Genomic DNA, 17888 nt, shown 5'->3' on the forward strand with positions numbered 1-17888 from the left:
GAGCCCGACCAGGGTCGCCCGCCGAGCAGCCACGGCTAAGCGGCGGTCGTGAACCGGTCCTGACTTTCCGGAAGTCCGGAGCAGCGGGGCCGCTCACCTACCGCGCCCGCCGCCACGCGGGGGGCGAACCATGAGTCGGCAGAGACCCGTTTGCCGCATCCTTGCCGAGGAGATCGAACTGGGGGCACGGGATGTGGTCAACGGTGTCGTCGGGCGCACTGCCCGCGAGGGAGCGGTTCGACTGGTACGCCGACATCATCTCGCGTGAGGTGATGCCCGCTGCGCTCAGCAGCGAGCGGCCTGCCGATTTCCAGGGGGAGGCCGCCGTAATGGACTTGGGGCGACTTCGTGTGGCGAGGTTCGCCTTGTCACCCCTGCGTTCCCGGCGGACACCCGCGCTGATCCGGCGCGGGGACCCGGAGCAGTACCAGCTGGCGCTCTTGCGGAAGGGCGCCACGTCGTTGTCCCAGCACCGAAACGAGTGCACCGTCGGAGCCGGGGACCTCATGCTCTGGGACACCTCGCGACCCTCCGACAACGAGATGCTCGCCAAGGACGATCAGGTGCAGGCGACCATCCTGCTGCTTCCCCACGCCGTCCTGCCGCTGCGCAGTGGGCGCTTGGACAAATTGCTTGCCCGCCGCATACCGGGCGACCGCGGTTTGGCGGCAATCCTGGCGTCTTTCATGACCGCCCTGGAAGACCACGGTGCGCAGTGCGCGCCCGAAGAGCTGAACCGGCTCGGCACGGTCGCCGTGGACCTTGCGACGGCCTGCCTGGCTCAGCATCTGGACGTCGAGGAGCATCTCCCCGCGGAGGTCCGCGCACAAGCCCTCTTGCAGCGGATCTACGCCTTCATCGAGCACAACCTCAGCGACCCGGAGCTGAGTCCTTCCGTCATCGCCGCCGGCCACAACATGTCGGTGCGCAGTCTCCACCAGCTCTTCCGCGACGAGAAGGAGAGCGTCCACACCCGGATCCGCAGGCGCCGCCTGGAGCAGTGTCGGGCCGACCTCGTCCGACCCGATCTCCATGGCCGTCATGTGCACACCATCGCCGCCCGCTGGGGCTTCAGCGGCCCGGTGGTCTTCAGCCGCTCTTTCCGACAGGCATATGGAGTCAGCCCTACCGAGTTCCGTGCGCAGAACGTTCAGGAATCCCGCACCGACGGTACAGCGCGGTGATCGGATCCTTCCTAGATTCGATGACGCGTCCGATCAACGTCCCGTGGCTCCGTCGGAGTCGACGATCACGGCGAGCAGCGCCCGGACCGCACGTCTGCGCCAACGTGGGTCGGCACCAGTCGGCCCGTACGGTCGTTCAAGGGGAGGAATCGAGATGTTCGCTTCGATGAAGCAGGTCGGCAAGACACTTGCCATGGTCTGCGCGGCCACTGGCATCGCACTGGCCGTTGCCACACCGGCCAGCGCCAACAGCACGGTCCATTGGCAGCACGACGTCTCCAAGCTGTGCCTGGGCTGGAACCTGGACAACAACGATGCCAAGATGTGGGGCTGCTCGTCCTACGGAACGGCCTGGTACGAGTACAACAACGGCGACGGCACGTGGCTCATGAAGCGCAACGACGACCGTGGGTACTGCCTGGCGGCCTACTGGGACAACGACGTCTACATGGAGCCTTGCACGGGCAACGACTACCAGCGCTGGTACGAGGTCCAGACGTCGGCAGGCTGGAAGCTGAAGCACAAGGCGACCGGGAGGTTCCTGGACTCCAACGACAGTGGCAGCAGCGTCTACCTCCATGACGAGAACGACGGCCGCTACCAGCTCTGGCACTGACCTGGTCGCCCCGCGGGGGTGACGGCCCGTAGGCGCGGGCTGCCTGCGCCGACGGGCGCTGCACCAGCCGCGGGGCGTGGGGCCCGACGGGAGCCGTGGAGAGCGCAGTGTCCACACTGACCCAGCTGGCGCAGCCGTGGCCGGGCTCCGGCGTGCTGTGCGATCGGTTGGGGGCTGTAATGGTCGGCGGGGCCCCTTCCGCGGTGGAGCGGGGTCGGTCGTCGGGTGCTGCCCGGACCGGCCGGCCGCCCCCCGGCCTTCTCGTCGGGACCAGGAAGGCGTGTCCGTGTCCGTACCCGCTCACTCCGACCCGCTGCCCAAGGTGCTCGTCGTGCTGACCGCGGTCACGGGGATCGTCGACGCGGTGGCCTTCCTGGGCCTCGGGCAGATCTTCACGGCCTTCATGACCGGCAACATCCTTTTCCTCGGCTTCGCGCTCGCCGGGGGCGAGGGCCTGACACCCCTCGGGTCGTTCACGGCGCTCGCCGCGTTCGTGGCCGGCGCCGCCGCGGGCAATCGCCTGGGGGTTGCGTTGGAGGCCAGGCGCCGGCGGTGGATCCTCACCTCCGCCGTCATCGCGGCGGCCCTGCTCGTGGTCGGGGCGCTGGCCGCGATCGGGCTGCCGTCCGTCGAGTCAGAGCCGTCGCCGCGGCACTACGCGGTGATCGTCTCGACCGCGCTGGCCATGGGGGTGCGCAGCGCGACGATGTGGCGACTGGGGGCCGTCCTCAACACCACCCTGGTCACCGGCACCCTCGTCATATGGATCCGTAACTCGGCTCTGGGCGGAGGGGCTGGTGACCCGTCCCAGCGTTATCGGGCCGCGGGCGTCGTGGCGGTGCTGATCGGCGCTGCCATCGGCACGCTGCTGCTGCGGGTGAGCATCACCGCGGCTCTGCTGGTCGCGGCGGCCGGTGTCCTGGGCGGCATGGGAGGCTACGCGGTCCGCCCGGCACCACGGCGGCCACCGCACGCGTGAGGCATACGTTCGGCGGGAGGGCCGTTCCCGTCCCGGCCACCCTGGCGCACCCGTGGTTCACCGGCAGTCCAGACAGTGGATCAGTTCTTCCGCGCCGCCCGGCGCGCGGTGGCGGCCCTCGTCCCCACTGGGGAGGCGCCAGGCAGCAGCCAGGCTGGTTCGTGGTCAGCACCATTCGGGACCCCGCCCCGGCCTCCTCGCGGCGGACGGTGGCCGGGACGACCCCTGTTCGGCCCCCACACCAGCAGCGCGGGCGCCATGGCGAGGGCCGTGCGAGGTCTGGAGGACGCCGGCGGTCCGGCATCAGGGTCGCGTTGAGCACGGCGTAACCGACCATCAGGGTCCCGTGCCGACAAGAAGGACCCGGCTGCCGTACCGGGCGGCATGCTCCAGGGCCAGCCTCGCCCTGCGACTACGAACCCCTCCCGGAACCCTCCGGAGCCATGTCCACCTTGCCATGACCGACCTCTTGGCCAAAGGCCGGCGCGGGACCATGAGGGCCTTTTCCCTCCATAGAGTGATCCGACTTGTGCCTCCCGGGCTTCGCGGTGGTGGTCGCCGATCGTTGCGTGAACCGGCCGGCGTCTGCTGCGGGCGCGATGTGATGAGGAGGATCAGCCATGGAGTGCCTTGTCGACATGGTGACTAGCGTTCCGGAGGGCACGTCCGAGGAAGCGATCGCTGAGATCCGGGTCCGGGAGGCGGCTCGGGCGGGCGAGTTGGTCGCGCAGGGGCACCTGCTGCGGTTGTGGCGGCCACCCTTGGCACCTGGCGAGTGGCGTATGTGGGGGCTGTTTCGGGCGGAGGACGGGCAGCAGCTGGAGCAGCTGCTCGCCTCGATGCCGCTGCGGGTGTGGCGGCACGACACGGTGACTCCACTGTCCGCGCACCCGAGCGACCCGGGTCTTCAGGTCCTGTCCGGTCGAGTGACACCGCCGACCAGCCAGCGTCCTCAGGGATCAGAAGGAGCCTCGCTGCACAGCGCGACACGCAGCGAAGCGGTCCTGCGAGACGTGCTCGACCGCTGGAAAGCGGCTGTAGACGCACACGAACCCCAGCGGGCCGCCTCTCTCTTCACCGAGGACGCGATCTTCCAGGGGCTGCACCCCTACTCCGTCGGACGGCAGGGCGTCGCCGAGTACTACGATTCCCAGCCCCTCGGGATGACGGCCGCTTATCGGATTCTCGAAACGAGGCGGATCGCCGACGACGCCGTGCTCGGCTACCTGTCCGTCGACTTCTCGTTCACTGACCGGCCCGCTCTCAGCGTCCTTCTCAGCACACTGCTGAAGCGCGCGACCGACGGCTGGTACATCAGCCACTACCAGGTCTCCCGCCTCAACTGAGCTGCCGCAGTCACGGCCGAGGCCGAGCCCGCCGCAGGAACGGCAGCGGAAACCAGTGACATCTGGTCTCCGGTGCCGCACGCGGTCGGGCAGGTTCACCTCTTCTAGGGCGGAAGCTCCGCGGTGACGTCCGTGGCCCAATTCAGCCATCCGTCCACCTCATCGTCGAGGGTGTCCTCCGCGAGGACCACCCAGCCGTTTTGCTCCTTGCCCCGGGACGCCGGTTGCTGGATGCCGGGCCGGGACAGAGCCTCGCCACCCCGTCGCGCCCGACGCGCACCATCAAGCCCTCCTCATACAGCTTGGCCAGCGCGTTGCCATGCAGGAGGAAGGCGATCCCGTCAGGTGCTACCGCAGGCGAAGGGCGGGCCGTCCGTGAGCGGGCCCCAGGTGCCGGGCTGCTTCTGCTGCTTCAGCCATTTGCCGAGCTCGTCGCCTCCGAAGAGGACGCCGGGTTCGATGGCGGGCAGGAGGTCACCGGTCTCGGTGTCGGCGAGGCCAGCGAGACGCGGTAGTGCCGTTGCCAGTCCAGCGGCCGCCGGGCAGGTCCACCTCCGGTCGACGGCTGTCAGCTGCTTGGCGCGCTCCTGTGCCCGCTCGCGGTCTCTGCCGATATTGAGCTCCTTCAGAGTGGCCACTGATCGAGTGACCTAGGATGAGTCAGGATGAGGACCGCAACGCACAAGGCTCCCGCGCCGTTGAGGGAGGTGTTCGAAGTCTCAACCCATCGGCATAGGAGCCCTGTTGGTTCCCCATCCTGCCGCACTCGACCTGCCTCATGCTCTGGTCGAGTGGGTATCCATGCTCATCGTCACCCGTGAGGGTGACCGACGCTGCAAGCTGCCGCCTCACCAGCGTGCTCTCGTCGGCCTCGTCTACCTGCGCCGGCACGACCCGCTCGCACAGATCGCTGTCGGCTTCGGGATATCCGTCGGCACCGCCTATGCCTATGTCACGGCCGTCGTCGAGCACTTGTCCCGCCAGGCGCCCGGACTGCTGCGGGTCCTGCGGGAAGCCGACCCTGATCACGCCCTGCTCGACGGGACACTCGCCGAGTGCGACCGTGTCGGCGACAGCCGGGCCGACTTCTCTCAGAAGCACCGCCGGCACGGCGTGAACGTGCAAGTGGTGACCGATCCCACCGGCAACCTGCTGTGGATCTCGCCCGCGCTGCCCGGCCGCACTCACGACCTGACCGCGGCCCGCACCCACTGCATCATCCGGATCTGCGAACGCCAGGGTGTTCCGATCCTCGCCGACCGCGCCTACATCGGCGCCGGCCCCTGGGTGACCACACCCATCAGACGGCCACCTCGCCAGGACCTCACCACGACTCAGCGAACAGTCAGCCGCGCCCTGTCAGCGGCACGAGCACCGGTCGAACGAAGCATCGCGCAACTCAAGTCCAGGCGGATCTTCCGCCGAGCCCGCTGCAGCCCCAACCGCATGACCGCCATCGCCGCAGCCATCCTCACCCTGGAACGTCAACGCTGACGAAGCTCATTGGCGCTCCAGGGCGACGACGGATTGGCGACGGCAGCCACATACGGTTGGGAACCGTCTCACGACCAAACGAGTCGACCTTCGGTGACCCCACAGACCGGGTAGCTGCCATCGGCGATCTTCGTCAGCATCTCCGCTACGGAGTCGAAATACTGGGCCAGCGATTCGTACTCGCCCGTGACCGTGATCTCACCCACGAACCACCTGCCGACACGCCCGTCCCGCACATCGATGAACTTTCCCATCCAGCCGTCCTGGTCCGACAGGAACGGGATCCACTCATTACGCCAGAACGGATTGTCCGGCTGGTCCGGAGGGTCGAATCCACCGGGCATGGAGCGGTTCGCGTAGAGCTTCTCCATCGCCCGGATGCCCAGAAAGAAGCTTCCCTCGTCCGGGAACCCGTCGAAGCCGCAACATGCCACTTCGTCGTCGACATCTTCCTCAGGCAGATCCAGATTGTTCTGCAACAGCCACGTCCGCAGATCCCCAGGGAGGGAGATCCCCATCCGTTCCTCGGCGGCCGCGAGCATCTGCTCCGTAGCGGGCCCTGGCAGATCCGCGTGATCGGCCGGCGCGTGCTGCCGAAGAAGAGTCATCACGCGGGACCAACTCTCAGCCACACTCATTGCCCTCTGCCCTCTCTACACAAATGCCTCCGTCCGACCGCGCCACGGCGGAGGCTGCGAAGTGCCGACCGGAGAACTTTGCAGGGATGGTACTTCGAGCATGCTTCCTGTCCCCTCCCCACGATCATCTTGCGACCCGAAGCGCAGGGCCGGCTCCTCAGCGAGGCGACCGCCCGCAACTTTGCACAGACAACCGCTGTGTGGGCCCAGCCGAGGAGCCTCCAGGACACCAGCGAGGGCCGTGGCGTCCGGCACGAGAAACTGCAACGGCCGCATGTCGAGGCCGCCGAGTGCGCAGACCGAGCCGCCCCGCTCCTGCACTTCCTTGCCGAACTCTTCTCGGGCCCTCCGGGCCAGTTTGCCGGAGGGCCCGCTCACCCCCCCCACATGACGTCAGTCGCCAGTGTCGCCCTCACCCTGGAGTGGCAAAGCTGAAAACGTTCATTGATCACCTATCTGGAGCAACCGGAGAGGGTGCAAGCCGTGCTTGCCGGGGGCCCTCGGAGCGGGCTGGTCCAGAAGCGGGCCCGAGATGTGAGAGGCCGGACCGTAGGAGGTGGTGGATGCCCCGTGTCAGCCGACGGGCTCAAGTACGCTGGAAACTAAGGGAGGTTGAAGGGAGGAAAACTCATGGGAGGTGCTCCGGCCACCCTTGTTCAGCTGGCACTGATTGTCTTGTTTGTCGCCCCGGGGGTGACGTACCAACTCCTTCGGGAACATCGGCGCGGGTCAACACCAGGCGAACAGGACATTGCCCAGCGAGTGCTGCGAGCATTGATCGCATCCGTTGTGTTGGATGTGTTCTACGTTTTGGCGATCGGCCCGCAATTAATCAACTTGTTCGATATCGGACAGGGGTGGGATGGCCTGCGTCAGCATCCCCGGTCAGCTGCGGCCCTCATCCTGGGACTGGTCTTCGCCATCCCCGCTGGAGCCGCGTGGGGGTTATCCGAACTGCAACGCCGCAGACTTCGTGGCAGCTATCGCAGTACGCCGACTGCTTGGGACCATGCGTTCCGTGACTGCCCACCGTCGTTCGTCCGCGTCCGCCTGAAAGACGGTTCCTGGGTCGGGGGGTGGTATGGAGCAAGATCCTATGCCACTTCCTTTCCTCACCCTCCAGAGCTGTTCCTGGAGCGGTCTTACCAAATGAGGAGCGATGGCGGATTCAGCTCCGAGGTCGCCCGGTCCATGGGTATATACATCAAGTGCGCTGACATCGACTTCTTTGAAATTCTCGCAAACTCGACAACGGAGGTACATGATGAGTCAGGGTGAGAATGGCACAGGGAGGGAAACCGCCTCCACCGATGCGAACTCCGAGGTGCCGAACCGGATTTCCCCCGGTCGGGTCGGTGATCAAGAGCAGATTCGAGAGGGCTACAGTCCTGTCGATGACACGGCCCAGCCGGGTGTGCTTCCCGACGGACCCGCGGGCGTCTCGTCCAGCCGCTCGGAGATCATCTCAACCGTATCCGACAGCACACGCAGTACCCCTGGTACAAGCAGCACGAGCAGCTCTGGGATGGAGACGAGTTGAAGCCACCTGCCGGGTCATTTGCTATCGAATACGCGGCTTCCTGGCAGCGATCACCCGAGCCGTCAACCCCACCCTGATCGGCCCCCAACTCCCCACCTGGCGCTCTGTCGGCGCAGAAAGCGGCCGTGTCGCGCCCCTCGTCCGCGCAGGAGAGGTCCAGCTGGTACGCGGCAGGACGCGTCTGCCGGCTGGCGGTACTGCGGCCGCGGGTGACGGGCACAGCCGTCGAGGGATGTCGCTGGGGCAGGCTCGTGCCCGGGCGGCCGCCAGCGGCCGCCGGCGGCCGGGGCGAGGGTGGTCAGGAGGACGGGGACCGGGCGTGCCAAGACGGCGAGGACGGTCACTCCGGTGTGGCGGAGAGCATGATGGTGGCCTCGGCTGTGCCGACGTGCCCGTAGGCGGTCGGCCCCCTGCAGCGCCGCGGCGAGCGTGGGCGGGGCGCCCGGCTCGGGCACGTACGGCGGGATGGGCAGGGGAGTGGGCACAGCGGCCCGGCGGGGAAGTGGGCGCTCGGGCGGCCGGGCCGGACCCGGCGCGTGAGCTGATCGCGACAGTGCGCGGGGCGGGCGCGAGCCGCCGGCCCCGCGGCCGAGACCACCGCGATGATGACCCATCGGTGATCGTCGGGGGACGTCCTCGCCCGGCCGATCCACCGGCTCCGAGCGTTGCTCCCGGGGGGTACGGGTACCGCCGAGGTGGCCGTGCCGACATCAACGAGGCGACACGTTCCCACAGATCAACGGGCGAACAATCGGCCGATGCCCAGCAGTCCTGATCGGTTTCCGTGCCTCTCCACTCGAGGCACGGGCCTGATCATCGCGTTTCCGCAGGTGGAAAGCCCGTAAAAAGCCCTGCCTTAAGCCAAGTGGCGTGGCCCTGCTAGAGCGAGTGAACTGGAGGAAGAGACCCGCAGAAGGATGCGCCGGAGGAGAGCCATGCGCTACTTGCCGTTATTTGCCCTAATAGGACTTGCGCTCCCGACTTCGCTCGCCCTCGCGCCGGGCGCTGTCGCATCGGACACCCCGTCGGCCCAGGTCTCCATGGTGTCGAAAGCGACGCTGTGCAGACTGGACGGCACAGTCTGGGATTACGCGACAGGGCATCCGTCCACGGATCAGATCAAGCGGTCCTACTGCGAGGGGCTCAGGGCGGGCGAAGCTCGTGGGACACAGGACGGCCAACAGTGCCGCCAGAAGTCATACGGTTTGTGGTGGCCCGATCCCAACGATGCGCAACGTGCCTGGGACCGCGGATACAAATACGGGTACGACAAGGACTATCAACGCGAGTGGAACAACAACTCCTGTCAAAGCCGCCCGCAACCTGAGCCCTACTATCCCCCAGTGCATTAACCGCTGGCAGGGTGGTCGGGTGGAGTCTGGCGCCAGCCTGCCCGCACCATCGTCTGCCGCCTTCGAAATGACCAGGCAGAACTTTTGACCAAGGGAGCGCTGTCTCCCGAACGGAGCACCGAAAGGTACCCGTCGCACTGACCCGCCTGATACATCCAGTTGTCGGCACGGAACTCGAATGCCGGCTGTTGTGGCTTGTCCTGGCTGAGGATAAAAGGAGCTGGGTCACTGCCCCATGATTATTGACTGTACCCCTCTCTCCAATAGAAAGATCGGCTACTTCGGAGAGGCGCCGACTGCGGGGGCGAGCCTCAGGTGCGCGTCGCGGATTACCGCAACCTTCTCGCTCTTGAGCGTCGTGGACAGTGTGGGCTGTACGTAGAATCGAACTCGTCGCCACGCTTTTCGAGGCGAAAAGGTGGGGCTGTGCCAGATCCAGCTCCGGTTAATGATGCAGCTCGGCGCAACTTGACCCGCCTCATCGCCACCACACCCTCGGCCCGAACCGCGGCCGCCGCTCTGCGCACGGCTTCCGCCGATATCCCGGACGGCCCGTCCGACGCACAGCTCGCCGCCTGGGTGCCGTCCAGCAGCGGCCGTGACGGGCAGACCGGAGTACGGCCGGGCGGGCCGGTCGCAGGGAGGCGGCCGGGGGCAGCTTCGGTGCTGCTGTCCGCAGCGGTGTCGGCCACCGCGCGTTCGGAGGCTGGAGCCCATCATGTGGCCCTGCTGGCCTGTTGACTCGGGCTGGTTAAGGGCAGATCAACATAACCTTAAGGCTGCCTGTTTTCCTCGGCCGCGCTGCGGCCAAAACCATCGGTGCGAGCCGCCGCCCTGACGTCGCTTCAAAGGGGCTGTGGGTTGTGACCTGCTTCTTTGAACGTTGCGTATGAGCCTCAAGCCAGGGTGGCGTGCCACGTAGAGCCCGAAGCTCTTCAAGGACGGATTTTGTAAGGCGGTGACAAGAATGCACTGGCTCATGGTGTCGGCCCGTATGAAGGAACGGAGACAGCATTCATCGCATCGAGGAGTGTCAATGTCCCGGAAGCGGACCATGAGTTCCAAGAAGAAGATCGTGCTTTCTGTCGTCGCAGGCGCACTGGTGACCGGAGGGTTCGTCGCCACAATGGCGACCGGCAATGCCGCCGTCCCCGACGTCGTGTGTCCGGGGTCGACGGTGACGTTGTCGGGTGAGGCGGGTGCGCCGGCGGCGAGCAGTGGGACGTTCCCGGTGGGGACGAAGTTGAAGGTGACGAATCTGGACAACGGTCAAGCGACGACGGTGACGGTGAACGGTCCGTCGGGTAGTTGTGTCCTGTTGAACAACGCGGCCTTCGACAAGGTGCGGGAGCCGGGCAAGAATCTGATCCGCCGAGCGCGCATCGAACGCGTGGCGGCTGGGAGCGGGAACGCCCCGTCCGGTTCGGCGGGTGCTGCCGGTCCGGCCGGCGTGCAGGTGCCGCCGGCCACCGGAGAGGTGGTGTGCCCGGGGTCGACGGTGACGTTGTCGGGTGAGGCGGGTGCGCCGGCGGCGAGCAGTGGGACGTTCCCGGTGGGGACGAAGTTGAAGGTGACGAATCTGGACAACGGTCAGGCGACGACGGTGACGGTGAACGGTCCGTCGGGTAGTTGCGTCCTGTTGAACAACGCGGCCTTCGACAAGGTGCGGGAGCCGGGCAAGAATCTGATCCGCCGAGCGCGCATCGAACGCATGCGCTGAGCGACCGAGCCGAACCGGTACTCACGGGCTTGCGGCCTGGCTGTGGCCCTGAGCCGGTCGGACCGCGCACGCGCAAGACACGTGCAGCCCACTGGGGCTGGCAACTGCCACAGCGCTATCGGCGCTGCTGGGGCTGGCAACGTCCCACGGGCTGCACGAGTACGTGGAGCGGCGTTCCGGGCCCCTCTGGCCGGCTGAGGCACGCTCCGTGCCGGAGCTGCCAAACCCGACCCCGGCCTTGCGCACTCCGCAGGGGGAGGCAGCAAGCATCCCGGCGTAACGCCGGCCTGGCCGGGGCCGTGAGCAGCGGCGGCAGGGCTGTGCGAGGAACGGACCAGGAACCGGTGTTGGGGTCAGAGTTGCTCAGCCGGGCAGCGTGACGAGCCCCATCTCATAGGCGGTGATCACGAGCTGAACCCGGTCCCGGGCGCCCAATTTGGTGAGCAGCCGCGACACGTGCGACTTGGCGGTGGCCACCGTGATGAAGAGGTCCTCCGCGATCTCCGTGTTCGACCGGCCGCGCCCGACCAGGGTCAGGACTTCCCGTTCCCGCTCGGTGATGCCCTCGACCAGCCGTGCGGAGCGTGCCGGGGCGGCTTCGGGGCGCCCGGCGAACTCCGCGATCAGACGGCGCGTGACACCCGGGGCGATCAGCGCGTCACCGGCGGCGACCACTCGGATCGCCGCGAGGATGTCGTCGAGCGCCATGTCCTTGACCATGAAACCGCTCGCACCGGCCCGGAGCGCGCCGTAGACGTGGTCGTCCTCGTCGAAAGTGGTCAGGACGAGGACGCGGGCGGCGGCCGGACCTGCGGTGATCAGTCGAGTGGCCTCGATCCCGTCCATGCCGGGCATCCGGATGTCCATCACCACGACGTCGGGGCGTATGTCCCCGACCAGTTGGACCGCCTCGGCACCGGTGGACGCCTCACCGACGACCTCCAGGTCGGGGTGGTCGGCCATGATGACGCGCAGACCGGACCGCACCAGCGGCTGGTCGTCGACGAGCAGGACGCGTACGGGACTGTCGGTCATCTGGTCTCCACCGGAACTCCGGCGGGGTCGGGCAGGGGCAGCCGCGCCGCCACCCGGAAGCCGCCCTCGGGACGCGGCCCGGCGCTGAGGCGGCCGTGCAGCAGAGCGACCCGCTCGCGCATGCCCACGATGCCGAAGCCGTGGGCCGGGCCGTCCTCGGTGGCGCCGCACCCGTCATCGACGATTTCCACGGATAGTTCCCCGTCCCCGTACTCGATGGTCACGCGGCAGTGTCCGGTGCCCGCGTGGCGGACCACATTGGTCAGCGCCTCCTGGACGATACGGTAGGCCGACAGGTCGATGTCGGCCGGCAGCGGACACTGTTCCCCGCCGCGGCGCACGTCGACGCGTACGCCGGCGTCCGCCGTCGACGCCGCCAGCCGTTCGAGGTTCGCCAGACCGGGCGAAGGCGTGAGCGGTGCCCGCCCCGAAGGCTCCGCGTCCGGGTCAGCCTGACGGAGCGCGACCAGCGTGCGCCGAAGGCCCGACAAGGTCTCTCTGCTGGTGACTTCGATGGCTCGCAAAGCCTCGAGGGCCTCCCCGGGCTGTGTCTGAATGACCCGGCTGCCCACCCCGGCCTGGATGGCGATGATGCCAATGCTGTGCGCGACCATGTCGTGCAATTCCCGTGCGATCCGGAGCCGTTCGGCGACAACGGCCTCGGCCACCTCCTGTGCGCGCAGCTCCACCGCGTGCTCGCGGCGCTCGCGGCTCAGCAGACCGATCGTGCACGCCGCGGCCATCGCCAGGAGGGCGATCACGAGGTTGACGATCAGGCTGTCGCCGTGCGCGAAGCCGCCGACGAGCAAGAGCTGGACGACGAGGGATGCGGCCGCGGCGACAGTCGAAGCCCGCCGCGCACGGGTGGCGACGATGAAGCCGAGGACGAGGTCCACCGCCAGATACGACAGGAACTCGCCCTGGTACGAAGCCGACAGGTCCACATGGGCGGAGCTCGGGAGACCCAGCACCACGGCCGTGGATCCGAAGAGCGCCATGGCGAGGGCCAGGATCGGCCTGCGTCGCAGGACGCCGACGAGCAGGCTCGTCGCCAGCAGTGCCCCGATGCCGTGGACCGTCCCCGAAGCCCGCGGCGCGGCTCCTGCGAGCAGACTGACCGCGAGGAGGTACAGAACACCCCCCACCCAGGCCATGACCTTCGTTCTCGTCATCGGCGGTGTGCCCTCTGGAGGTGGTGTGCCCACTCAAGGGAAAGGTCGTGCTGTGCGACGCGCGCGGGCAACGGGGTGGTCGGTATGTCGTTCATCCCGCGAGGTTATCCATCCGCCGACCCCGCGGCGTCGGCCCGGGGGCGTACGCCCACGGGCGAACCCGGACCCGCGATTGCCGCCCACGGCCCCATGACCGGACGGGGCCCTCCCGGCAGGGTTGTCCATGTGATCGAAGTCAATGAACTCACCAAGCGCTACGGCGGCAAGACCGCCGTCGACCAGCTGTCCTTCACCGTGCGGCCGGGTCAGGTCACCGGCTTCCTCGGTCCCAACGGAGCCGGCAAGTCCACCACCCTGAGGCTGATCCTCGGCCTGGAGGCGCCCACCGGCGGCGTCGCCACCGTCAGCGGGGTCCCCTTCCGCAGCCACCCCCGCGGACTGCGGCACGTCGGCGCCCTCCTCGACGCCGGCCAGGTCCACGGCGGACGCACCGCCACCGCCCACCTGTCCGCCCTGGCCCGCAGCAACGGGATCTCCCTGCGTCGGGTGGACGAGGTGCTGCACGAGGTGGGCCTGGCCGAGGCGGCGGGCCGCCGCATCGGCGGGTTCTCGCTCGGCATGAAGCAGCGGCTGGGGGTCGCCACCGCCCTGCTCGGCGACCCGCCGGTGCTGATGTTCGACGAGCCGGTCAACGGCATGGACCCGGAAGGGGTGCTGTGGATGCGCCGTCTCTTCCGACGCCTCGCGGCCGAGGGCCGCACGGTCTTCCTCTCCAGCCACCTCATGTCGGAGATGGAGAACACCGCCGACCAGCTCGTCGTCATCGGCCGGGGCCGGCTCATCGCAGCAGAGTCGGTACGGGACTTCGCGGCCCGCAGTACCAGCCTCTCAGTGGTGGTGGGCACGCGGCAGGCAGCCGAGCTGACGGTGGTGCTGACCGCCGCCGGCGCATCGGTCGAGCCGGAGGGATCGGCGGGCGCCGAGAAGCTCGCCGTGACCGGACTGCCGACGGACCGGATCGCCGCGCTCGCCTTTGAGAACGGGATCGTTCTCAACGAACTCACCACCCGGGCGGCCTCGTTGGAAGAGGCCTTCATGGAACTCACCGCCGGCAGCGTCGAATACCAGGCAGGACAGCCCCGATGACCACACTCGCCTCCGCCCCCGCGACCACTTCGTCCGTGTCCCTCGCCGAGCCGCCCGCCCGCTTCCGCGACCTGATCGCCTCCGAGTGGATCAAGACGCGGTCTCTGCGCTCCACCCCGTGGGTCCTCGCCTCCATCACCTTGTTCGTCATCGGATCCGCCGCCGTGGCCACGCTCTCCGACAAGGCGGCGGGTTCCGAACCCACCAGTTTCCTGGCCTACGACTCCTTCTCCTCGCCGGGCTACATGACGCTGATACTCGTCGCCGGGAGCATGGGCGCCCTCAACGTCGTCAGCGAGTACGGCAGCGGCCTGATCCGCACCACCCTCGCGGCCGTCCCCGCCCGCGGCGCGGTCGTGCTGGCCAAGGCGGTCGTCACCGCCTTGCTGTGGACCGCGGTCGGGATGGCCGCCGCCACCGGATCCTTCCTCGTCTCCCAGGCCGTCCTGAACGGGCACGATGCCGCCGTCCCGATCACCCATCCCGATGTGCTCCGCCCGCTGGTGGCATCGGCGCTGCTGGCTCCGGTGTGCGCCCTGACCGGCCTGGGCCTCGCCGTCCTGCTCCGCCATGCCGCCGCCACCATGCTCACCAGCGCCTTCACCCTGCTGATGCTCCCCACCATGTTCTCCGAGAGCAACCGCTGGTCCGCCGACATCAAACACGCGATGGTCTCGGCCGCCTGGACCCGCCTCGTCCAGACCTGGGAGCCGGATCCCGGATCCCTGGGCTACAGCGCCACGCTCCCCGGCTGCTGGATCGTGTTCGCCCTCTGGCCGCTGCTCGCCATGACCCTCGCCGTGGCCGTCGTACGGCACCGCGATGTGTGAACGTCCCAGGGGAATCGCGTATCGCGCCGGAAGCCACAGGGACAAGGCCCTCAGCAGCGCCCGTGGCCCAAGTGCTGACCAGACACCTTGTCCCGGCTGGCCCTGGCCATCTGCGAACCGTCTTCTCCCTTGCACAGTGCTGTCCGGGCCGAGCGGTAGGGGAGGGGTTGCTGTTCGGTGGAGGCATGAGCGGGTGAGGTGATGAATGGAGGGCAGGGGGTGGTGTGAGATGCATCACCGCCATACATCAGGAGGAGCCTTGAGTGACTTCCAGGATGCGCGCCGTCAGGATGAGAGCAGGACGACGGCTGCAGCACACACGGTGCAGGGAAAGGCCGGCGAGGGCGTTTCGCTGGTTGGTGACAAGGCCGCCGAAGTAGGCGGGACGGCCAAGGAGCAGGCTGGCAATGTCGTCGGAGAAGCGACCGCGCAGGCCCGCGACCTTGTCGGGGAGCTGCGGACCCAGCTGACCGGCCAGGCCGAGACCCAGACGCAGCGCCTAGCGGAGAAAGTGCGTCGCCTCTCGCAGGAGCTGCGGGAACTGGGCGACAACGGAAAGCCGGACTCCACCATGGCGGACGTAGCTCGCCAGCTGGCCTACGGCGGACACAAGGTCGCCTCCCACATGGATAGGCGAGGACCCGAGGGGCTGGTCAGCGACCTGCAGAACTTCGCCCGCCGCCGCCCCGGAGCCTTTCTTGCCGGAGCGGCACTGGCCGGCTTCGTCGTCGCGCGGGCCGGCAAGAGCATCAGTGCCTCAGCCACCCCGGAGACTGCAGGCAATGCCGCAGCCGACAGGGGCAGTGCTACACCCGCCGACCCACCAGGTACCGGAAGCCGTACGCCGCCAGCACCTCCGGTTCCCGTCCCCGACAGTAGCGGTATACCCGCCGGGTATGAGGACCCGCTGGACACCTACGGTCAGTCACAGCCGCCGCACGTCACGCCGGCGCCTCCGGCCTACCCGCCGGCCACCGGCTCCCCGCGGCCCGGGGGAGGGGTCTGAGCATGGCCCTCTCCTCCCACGAACGACCGGCGGCGCCCGCGGCGCCACCACCGACGTCAGCCGAACCCTCCCTCGGCACCCTGATCGGTGAGATAGGCCAAGACCTCTCTCGACTCGTACGCGACGAGATCGAGCTGGCGAAAGCCGAGATCAAGCAGGAGTCCACCAAGGCAGGCAAGGCCGTCGGGATGCTCGGCGGCGCGGGCTACGCCGGGCACGTGGTGCTGCTCTTCGGCAGCCTGACCGTCGTCTTCGCCCTCGCCAACGTGATGGACCCCGCTTGGGCCGCCTTGATCGTCACTGCCCTGTGGGCCGCGGTGGGAGGCGTCCTGTACGCCATGGGCCGCAAGCGCCTGCGGGCCGTCAACCTCAAGCCCGAACAGACCGTTGAGACGCTGAAGGAGGATGCCCAGTGGGCACGACACCCGACGAACTGAGGAGCGACGTGGAGTACCGGCGTGCGCACCTTGCGCGCAACGTCGACCTCCTGGCCGACAGGATGACCCCGAGCAAGATGGCCCAGCGCAGAGTCGACTCGATGCGCAGCCGGGTGGTCGGAGTGAAGGAGCGGATCATGGGCACCGTACAGGACACCGCGCAGGAAACCTCCGGCAGCCTCCACCAGGTCGCCGACAGCATTGGCGAAACAGCCCGGGAAGCGGGCAGCAGCACCCAGGAGGCCATTCAGCAGGCTCCCGCACAGGTTAAGCGCCAGACCCAGGGAAGCCCGCTCGCCGCGGGCCTGATGGCGTTCGGCGCCGGCATGCTCGCCGCCGCCCTGCTGCCGACCACCGAGGCCGAGGAGCACGCCGGACAGCGCCTGCGCGAGCACTCCGACGACCTGCTGGAACCGGTCAAGCAGACCGCTCTCGACGCCACCCACGAAATCCGCGACGAGCTGAAGGAACCAGTCGCCCAGGCCGTTGAATCGGTCAAGGGCACGGCTCAGGAAGCCGTCACGACGACCACCGAACACGCACAGCACGCCGGCCAGGAAACCGCCGACGAGCTGCGCCAGACCGGACAGGAAACGGTGGCGGAAGTACGCGACGACTCCAGTACGCAACCGCCGCGCACGTAGGCCTGGGGTCGCATCGACCGGAAGAAGCCGGGACGTAGGCTGCGTCGCCAGGGCTCCGGCCCTTGGCGTCGTGCCGCGCCCGGCCTTTCCGCGCAGCGCAGCGCGCGGTTCGGAGGGCGCGCCGGCGTATGCAGCCGGAGAGAAGCCCCCAGGTCTTTCCGGGCGGCGCCGGGCGGATCGCGGGCGCGGTGAGCGACCCGGACGCAGGGGAAGAGGCCGTCGCTGGTTCTACCGGCCCGGCGATGCACGCCACACTGAGGGCCGACCCCATCAGGGGGCTCCCCCCGGTCAACCAGCTCTACACCCTCCAGGAACCGATCAGGTTCTATTCCCCGGACGGCAGCGCGGCGGCGGGAAGCGGCCCGATGCGGTGCAGGAGATCGGGGGGAGGCCGTGACGGCGGTTCTGCGGCCCTTGCGAGTCGTGCCGAGACAGGGACATGCAAGTCAGGCCGGCGCCACACCCGGTGTCGCGCACCACGTGATCTCTTGATCGTCAAAGCCCGGTCGTGCCCGCTTAGTGCTTGTGCTCCGGCCTGGGCGCGCAGCCCGGAGGTGGCTGTCGGCGTCGCTGTTCGAGGTCGATTACCTGATCGTCGAACGCGCGGAAATCTATGTCGGCTGGAGTAGACATGGGGCTGTGTCGTGGTTATGGTTTCTCTCGTAGCCGAGATCAAGAAGGGCCCGGCAGGTACGAACTGCCGGGCAGCAGTACATGCAGTTGCAGTGCGCAGGGCGGTGCGGTGACGG

At 68.2% G+C, this 17888-nt stretch carries 16 protein-coding genes and 1 pseudogene; 13 read left to right on the forward strand and 4 right to left on the reverse strand.

Translation table 11 applies throughout. From position 1 onward, the window contains the following. Nucleotides 1–203: 203 nt before the first annotated feature. The 5 genes and pseudogenes from ACWGH1_RS23660 to ACWGH1_RS23680 all read left to right on the forward strand — a co-directional run bounded on the left by ACWGH1_RS23660 (nucleotide 204) and on the right by ACWGH1_RS23680 (nucleotide 4125). Nucleotides 204–1184 carry an AraC-like ligand-binding domain-containing protein gene (locus ACWGH1_RS23660; RefSeq protein ID WP_453351668.1) on the forward strand — a complete coding sequence of 327 codons (981 nt, stop codon included), beginning with the start codon at nucleotides 204–206 and terminating at the stop codon, nucleotides 1182–1184. A 154-nt stretch (nucleotides 1185–1338) separates the two neighbouring features. Further along, entirely contained in the window at nucleotides 1339–1800 is a 462-nt protein-coding gene (locus tag ACWGH1_RS23665; RefSeq protein ID WP_453351669.1) for an RICIN domain-containing protein, read from the forward strand. A gap of 286 nt (nucleotides 1801–2086) precedes the next feature. Further along, nucleotides 2087–2779, forward strand: a complete 693-nt coding sequence (locus tag ACWGH1_RS23670) for a YoaK family protein (RefSeq protein ID WP_453351670.1) — start codon at nucleotides 2087–2089, stop codon at nucleotides 2777–2779. 620 nt (nucleotides 2780–3399) lie between these two features. Further along, nucleotides 3400–3666: pseudogene (locus tag ACWGH1_RS23675) on the forward strand (muconolactone Delta-isomerase family protein); the annotation flags it as partial. A gap of 87 nt (nucleotides 3667–3753) precedes the next feature. Continuing rightward, a complete protein-coding gene (locus ACWGH1_RS23680) occupies nucleotides 3754–4125 on the forward strand; it encodes an SgcJ/EcaC family oxidoreductase (RefSeq protein WP_453351694.1) in 372 nt (123 codons plus the stop codon). Nucleotides 4126–4466: 341 nt separating this feature from the next. On the opposite strand, the gene ACWGH1_RS23685 is transcribed toward ACWGH1_RS23680, so the two are convergent. Continuing rightward, complete coding sequence (locus ACWGH1_RS23685; RefSeq protein WP_453351671.1) at nucleotides 4467–4763, reverse strand: hypothetical protein; 297 nt, start codon at nucleotides 4761–4763, stop codon at nucleotides 4467–4469. 106 nt (nucleotides 4764–4869) lie between these two features. Between ACWGH1_RS23685 and ACWGH1_RS23690 the strand changes: the two genes are divergently transcribed. After that, the gene (locus tag ACWGH1_RS23690) at nucleotides 4870–5619 is read left to right on the forward strand and encodes a transposase family protein (protein ID WP_453351672.1); all 750 of its coding nucleotides are present in this window, start codon (nucleotides 4870–4872) and stop codon (nucleotides 5617–5619) included. A gap of 68 nt (nucleotides 5620–5687) precedes the next feature. Here the strand turns inward: ACWGH1_RS23690 and ACWGH1_RS23695 are convergent, their stop codons facing one another. After that, a complete protein-coding gene (locus ACWGH1_RS23695; protein ID WP_453408986.1) occupies nucleotides 5688–6227 on the reverse strand; it encodes an SMI1/KNR4 family protein in 540 nt (179 codons plus the stop codon). A gap of 660 nt (nucleotides 6228–6887) precedes the next feature. On the opposite strand from ACWGH1_RS23695, the gene ACWGH1_RS23700 reads away from it, so the two are divergent. After that, complete coding sequence (locus tag ACWGH1_RS23700) at nucleotides 6888–7535, forward strand: DUF6338 family protein (RefSeq protein WP_453351674.1); 648 nt, start codon at nucleotides 6888–6890, stop codon at nucleotides 7533–7535. A 2668-nt stretch (nucleotides 7536–10203) separates the two neighbouring features. After that, nucleotides 10204–10869, forward strand: coding sequence for a hypothetical protein (locus ACWGH1_RS23705; RefSeq protein ID WP_453351675.1), 666 nt, complete (start codon nucleotides 10204–10206; stop codon nucleotides 10867–10869). A 363-nt stretch (nucleotides 10870–11232) separates the two neighbouring features. On the opposite strand, the gene ACWGH1_RS23710 is transcribed toward ACWGH1_RS23705, so the two are convergent. Together ACWGH1_RS23710 and ACWGH1_RS23715 are read right to left on the reverse strand one after the other, a co-directional pair. After that, nucleotides 11233–11904, reverse strand: coding sequence for a response regulator (locus ACWGH1_RS23710; RefSeq protein WP_453351676.1), 672 nt, complete (start codon nucleotides 11902–11904; stop codon nucleotides 11233–11235). Next, nucleotides 11901–13076: a histidine kinase gene (locus tag ACWGH1_RS23715; RefSeq protein WP_453351677.1), complete on the reverse strand. Its 1176-nt coding sequence runs from the start codon at nucleotides 13074–13076 to the stop codon at nucleotides 11901–11903. Before ACWGH1_RS23715 ends, ACWGH1_RS23710 begins: the two co-directional genes overlap by 4 nt. Nucleotides 13077–13301: 225 nt before the next feature. Between ACWGH1_RS23715 and ACWGH1_RS23720 the strand changes: the two genes are divergently transcribed. From ACWGH1_RS23720 to ACWGH1_RS23740, 5 genes are all read left to right on the forward strand, one after another. Beyond that, nucleotides 13302–14222 (forward strand): ABC transporter ATP-binding protein, encoded by a 921-nt coding sequence (locus ACWGH1_RS23720; protein WP_453351678.1) that lies wholly within the window; start codon nucleotides 13302–13304, stop codon nucleotides 14220–14222. Continuing rightward, nucleotides 14219–15052: an ABC transporter permease gene (locus tag ACWGH1_RS23725; RefSeq protein WP_453351679.1), complete on the forward strand. Its 834-nt coding sequence runs from the start codon at nucleotides 14219–14221 to the stop codon at nucleotides 15050–15052. Before ACWGH1_RS23720 ends, ACWGH1_RS23725 begins: the two co-directional genes overlap by 4 nt. A gap of 259 nt (nucleotides 15053–15311) precedes the next feature. Beyond that, entirely contained in the window at nucleotides 15312–16058 is a 747-nt protein-coding gene (locus tag ACWGH1_RS23730; RefSeq protein ID WP_453351680.1) for a hypothetical protein, read from the forward strand. A gap of 2 nt (nucleotides 16059–16060) precedes the next feature. Beyond that, complete coding sequence (locus ACWGH1_RS23735; protein ID WP_453351681.1) at nucleotides 16061–16495, forward strand: phage holin family protein; 435 nt, start codon at nucleotides 16061–16063, stop codon at nucleotides 16493–16495. Further along, nucleotides 16471–17139 carry a DUF3618 domain-containing protein gene (locus tag ACWGH1_RS23740; RefSeq protein ID WP_453351682.1) on the forward strand — a complete coding sequence of 223 codons (669 nt, stop codon included), beginning with the start codon at nucleotides 16471–16473 and terminating at the stop codon, nucleotides 17137–17139. Before ACWGH1_RS23735 ends, ACWGH1_RS23740 begins: the two co-directional genes overlap by 25 nt. Nucleotides 17140–17888 lie beyond the last annotated feature (749 nt).

Source organism: Streptomyces sp. NPDC054883 (assembly GCF_053610645.1).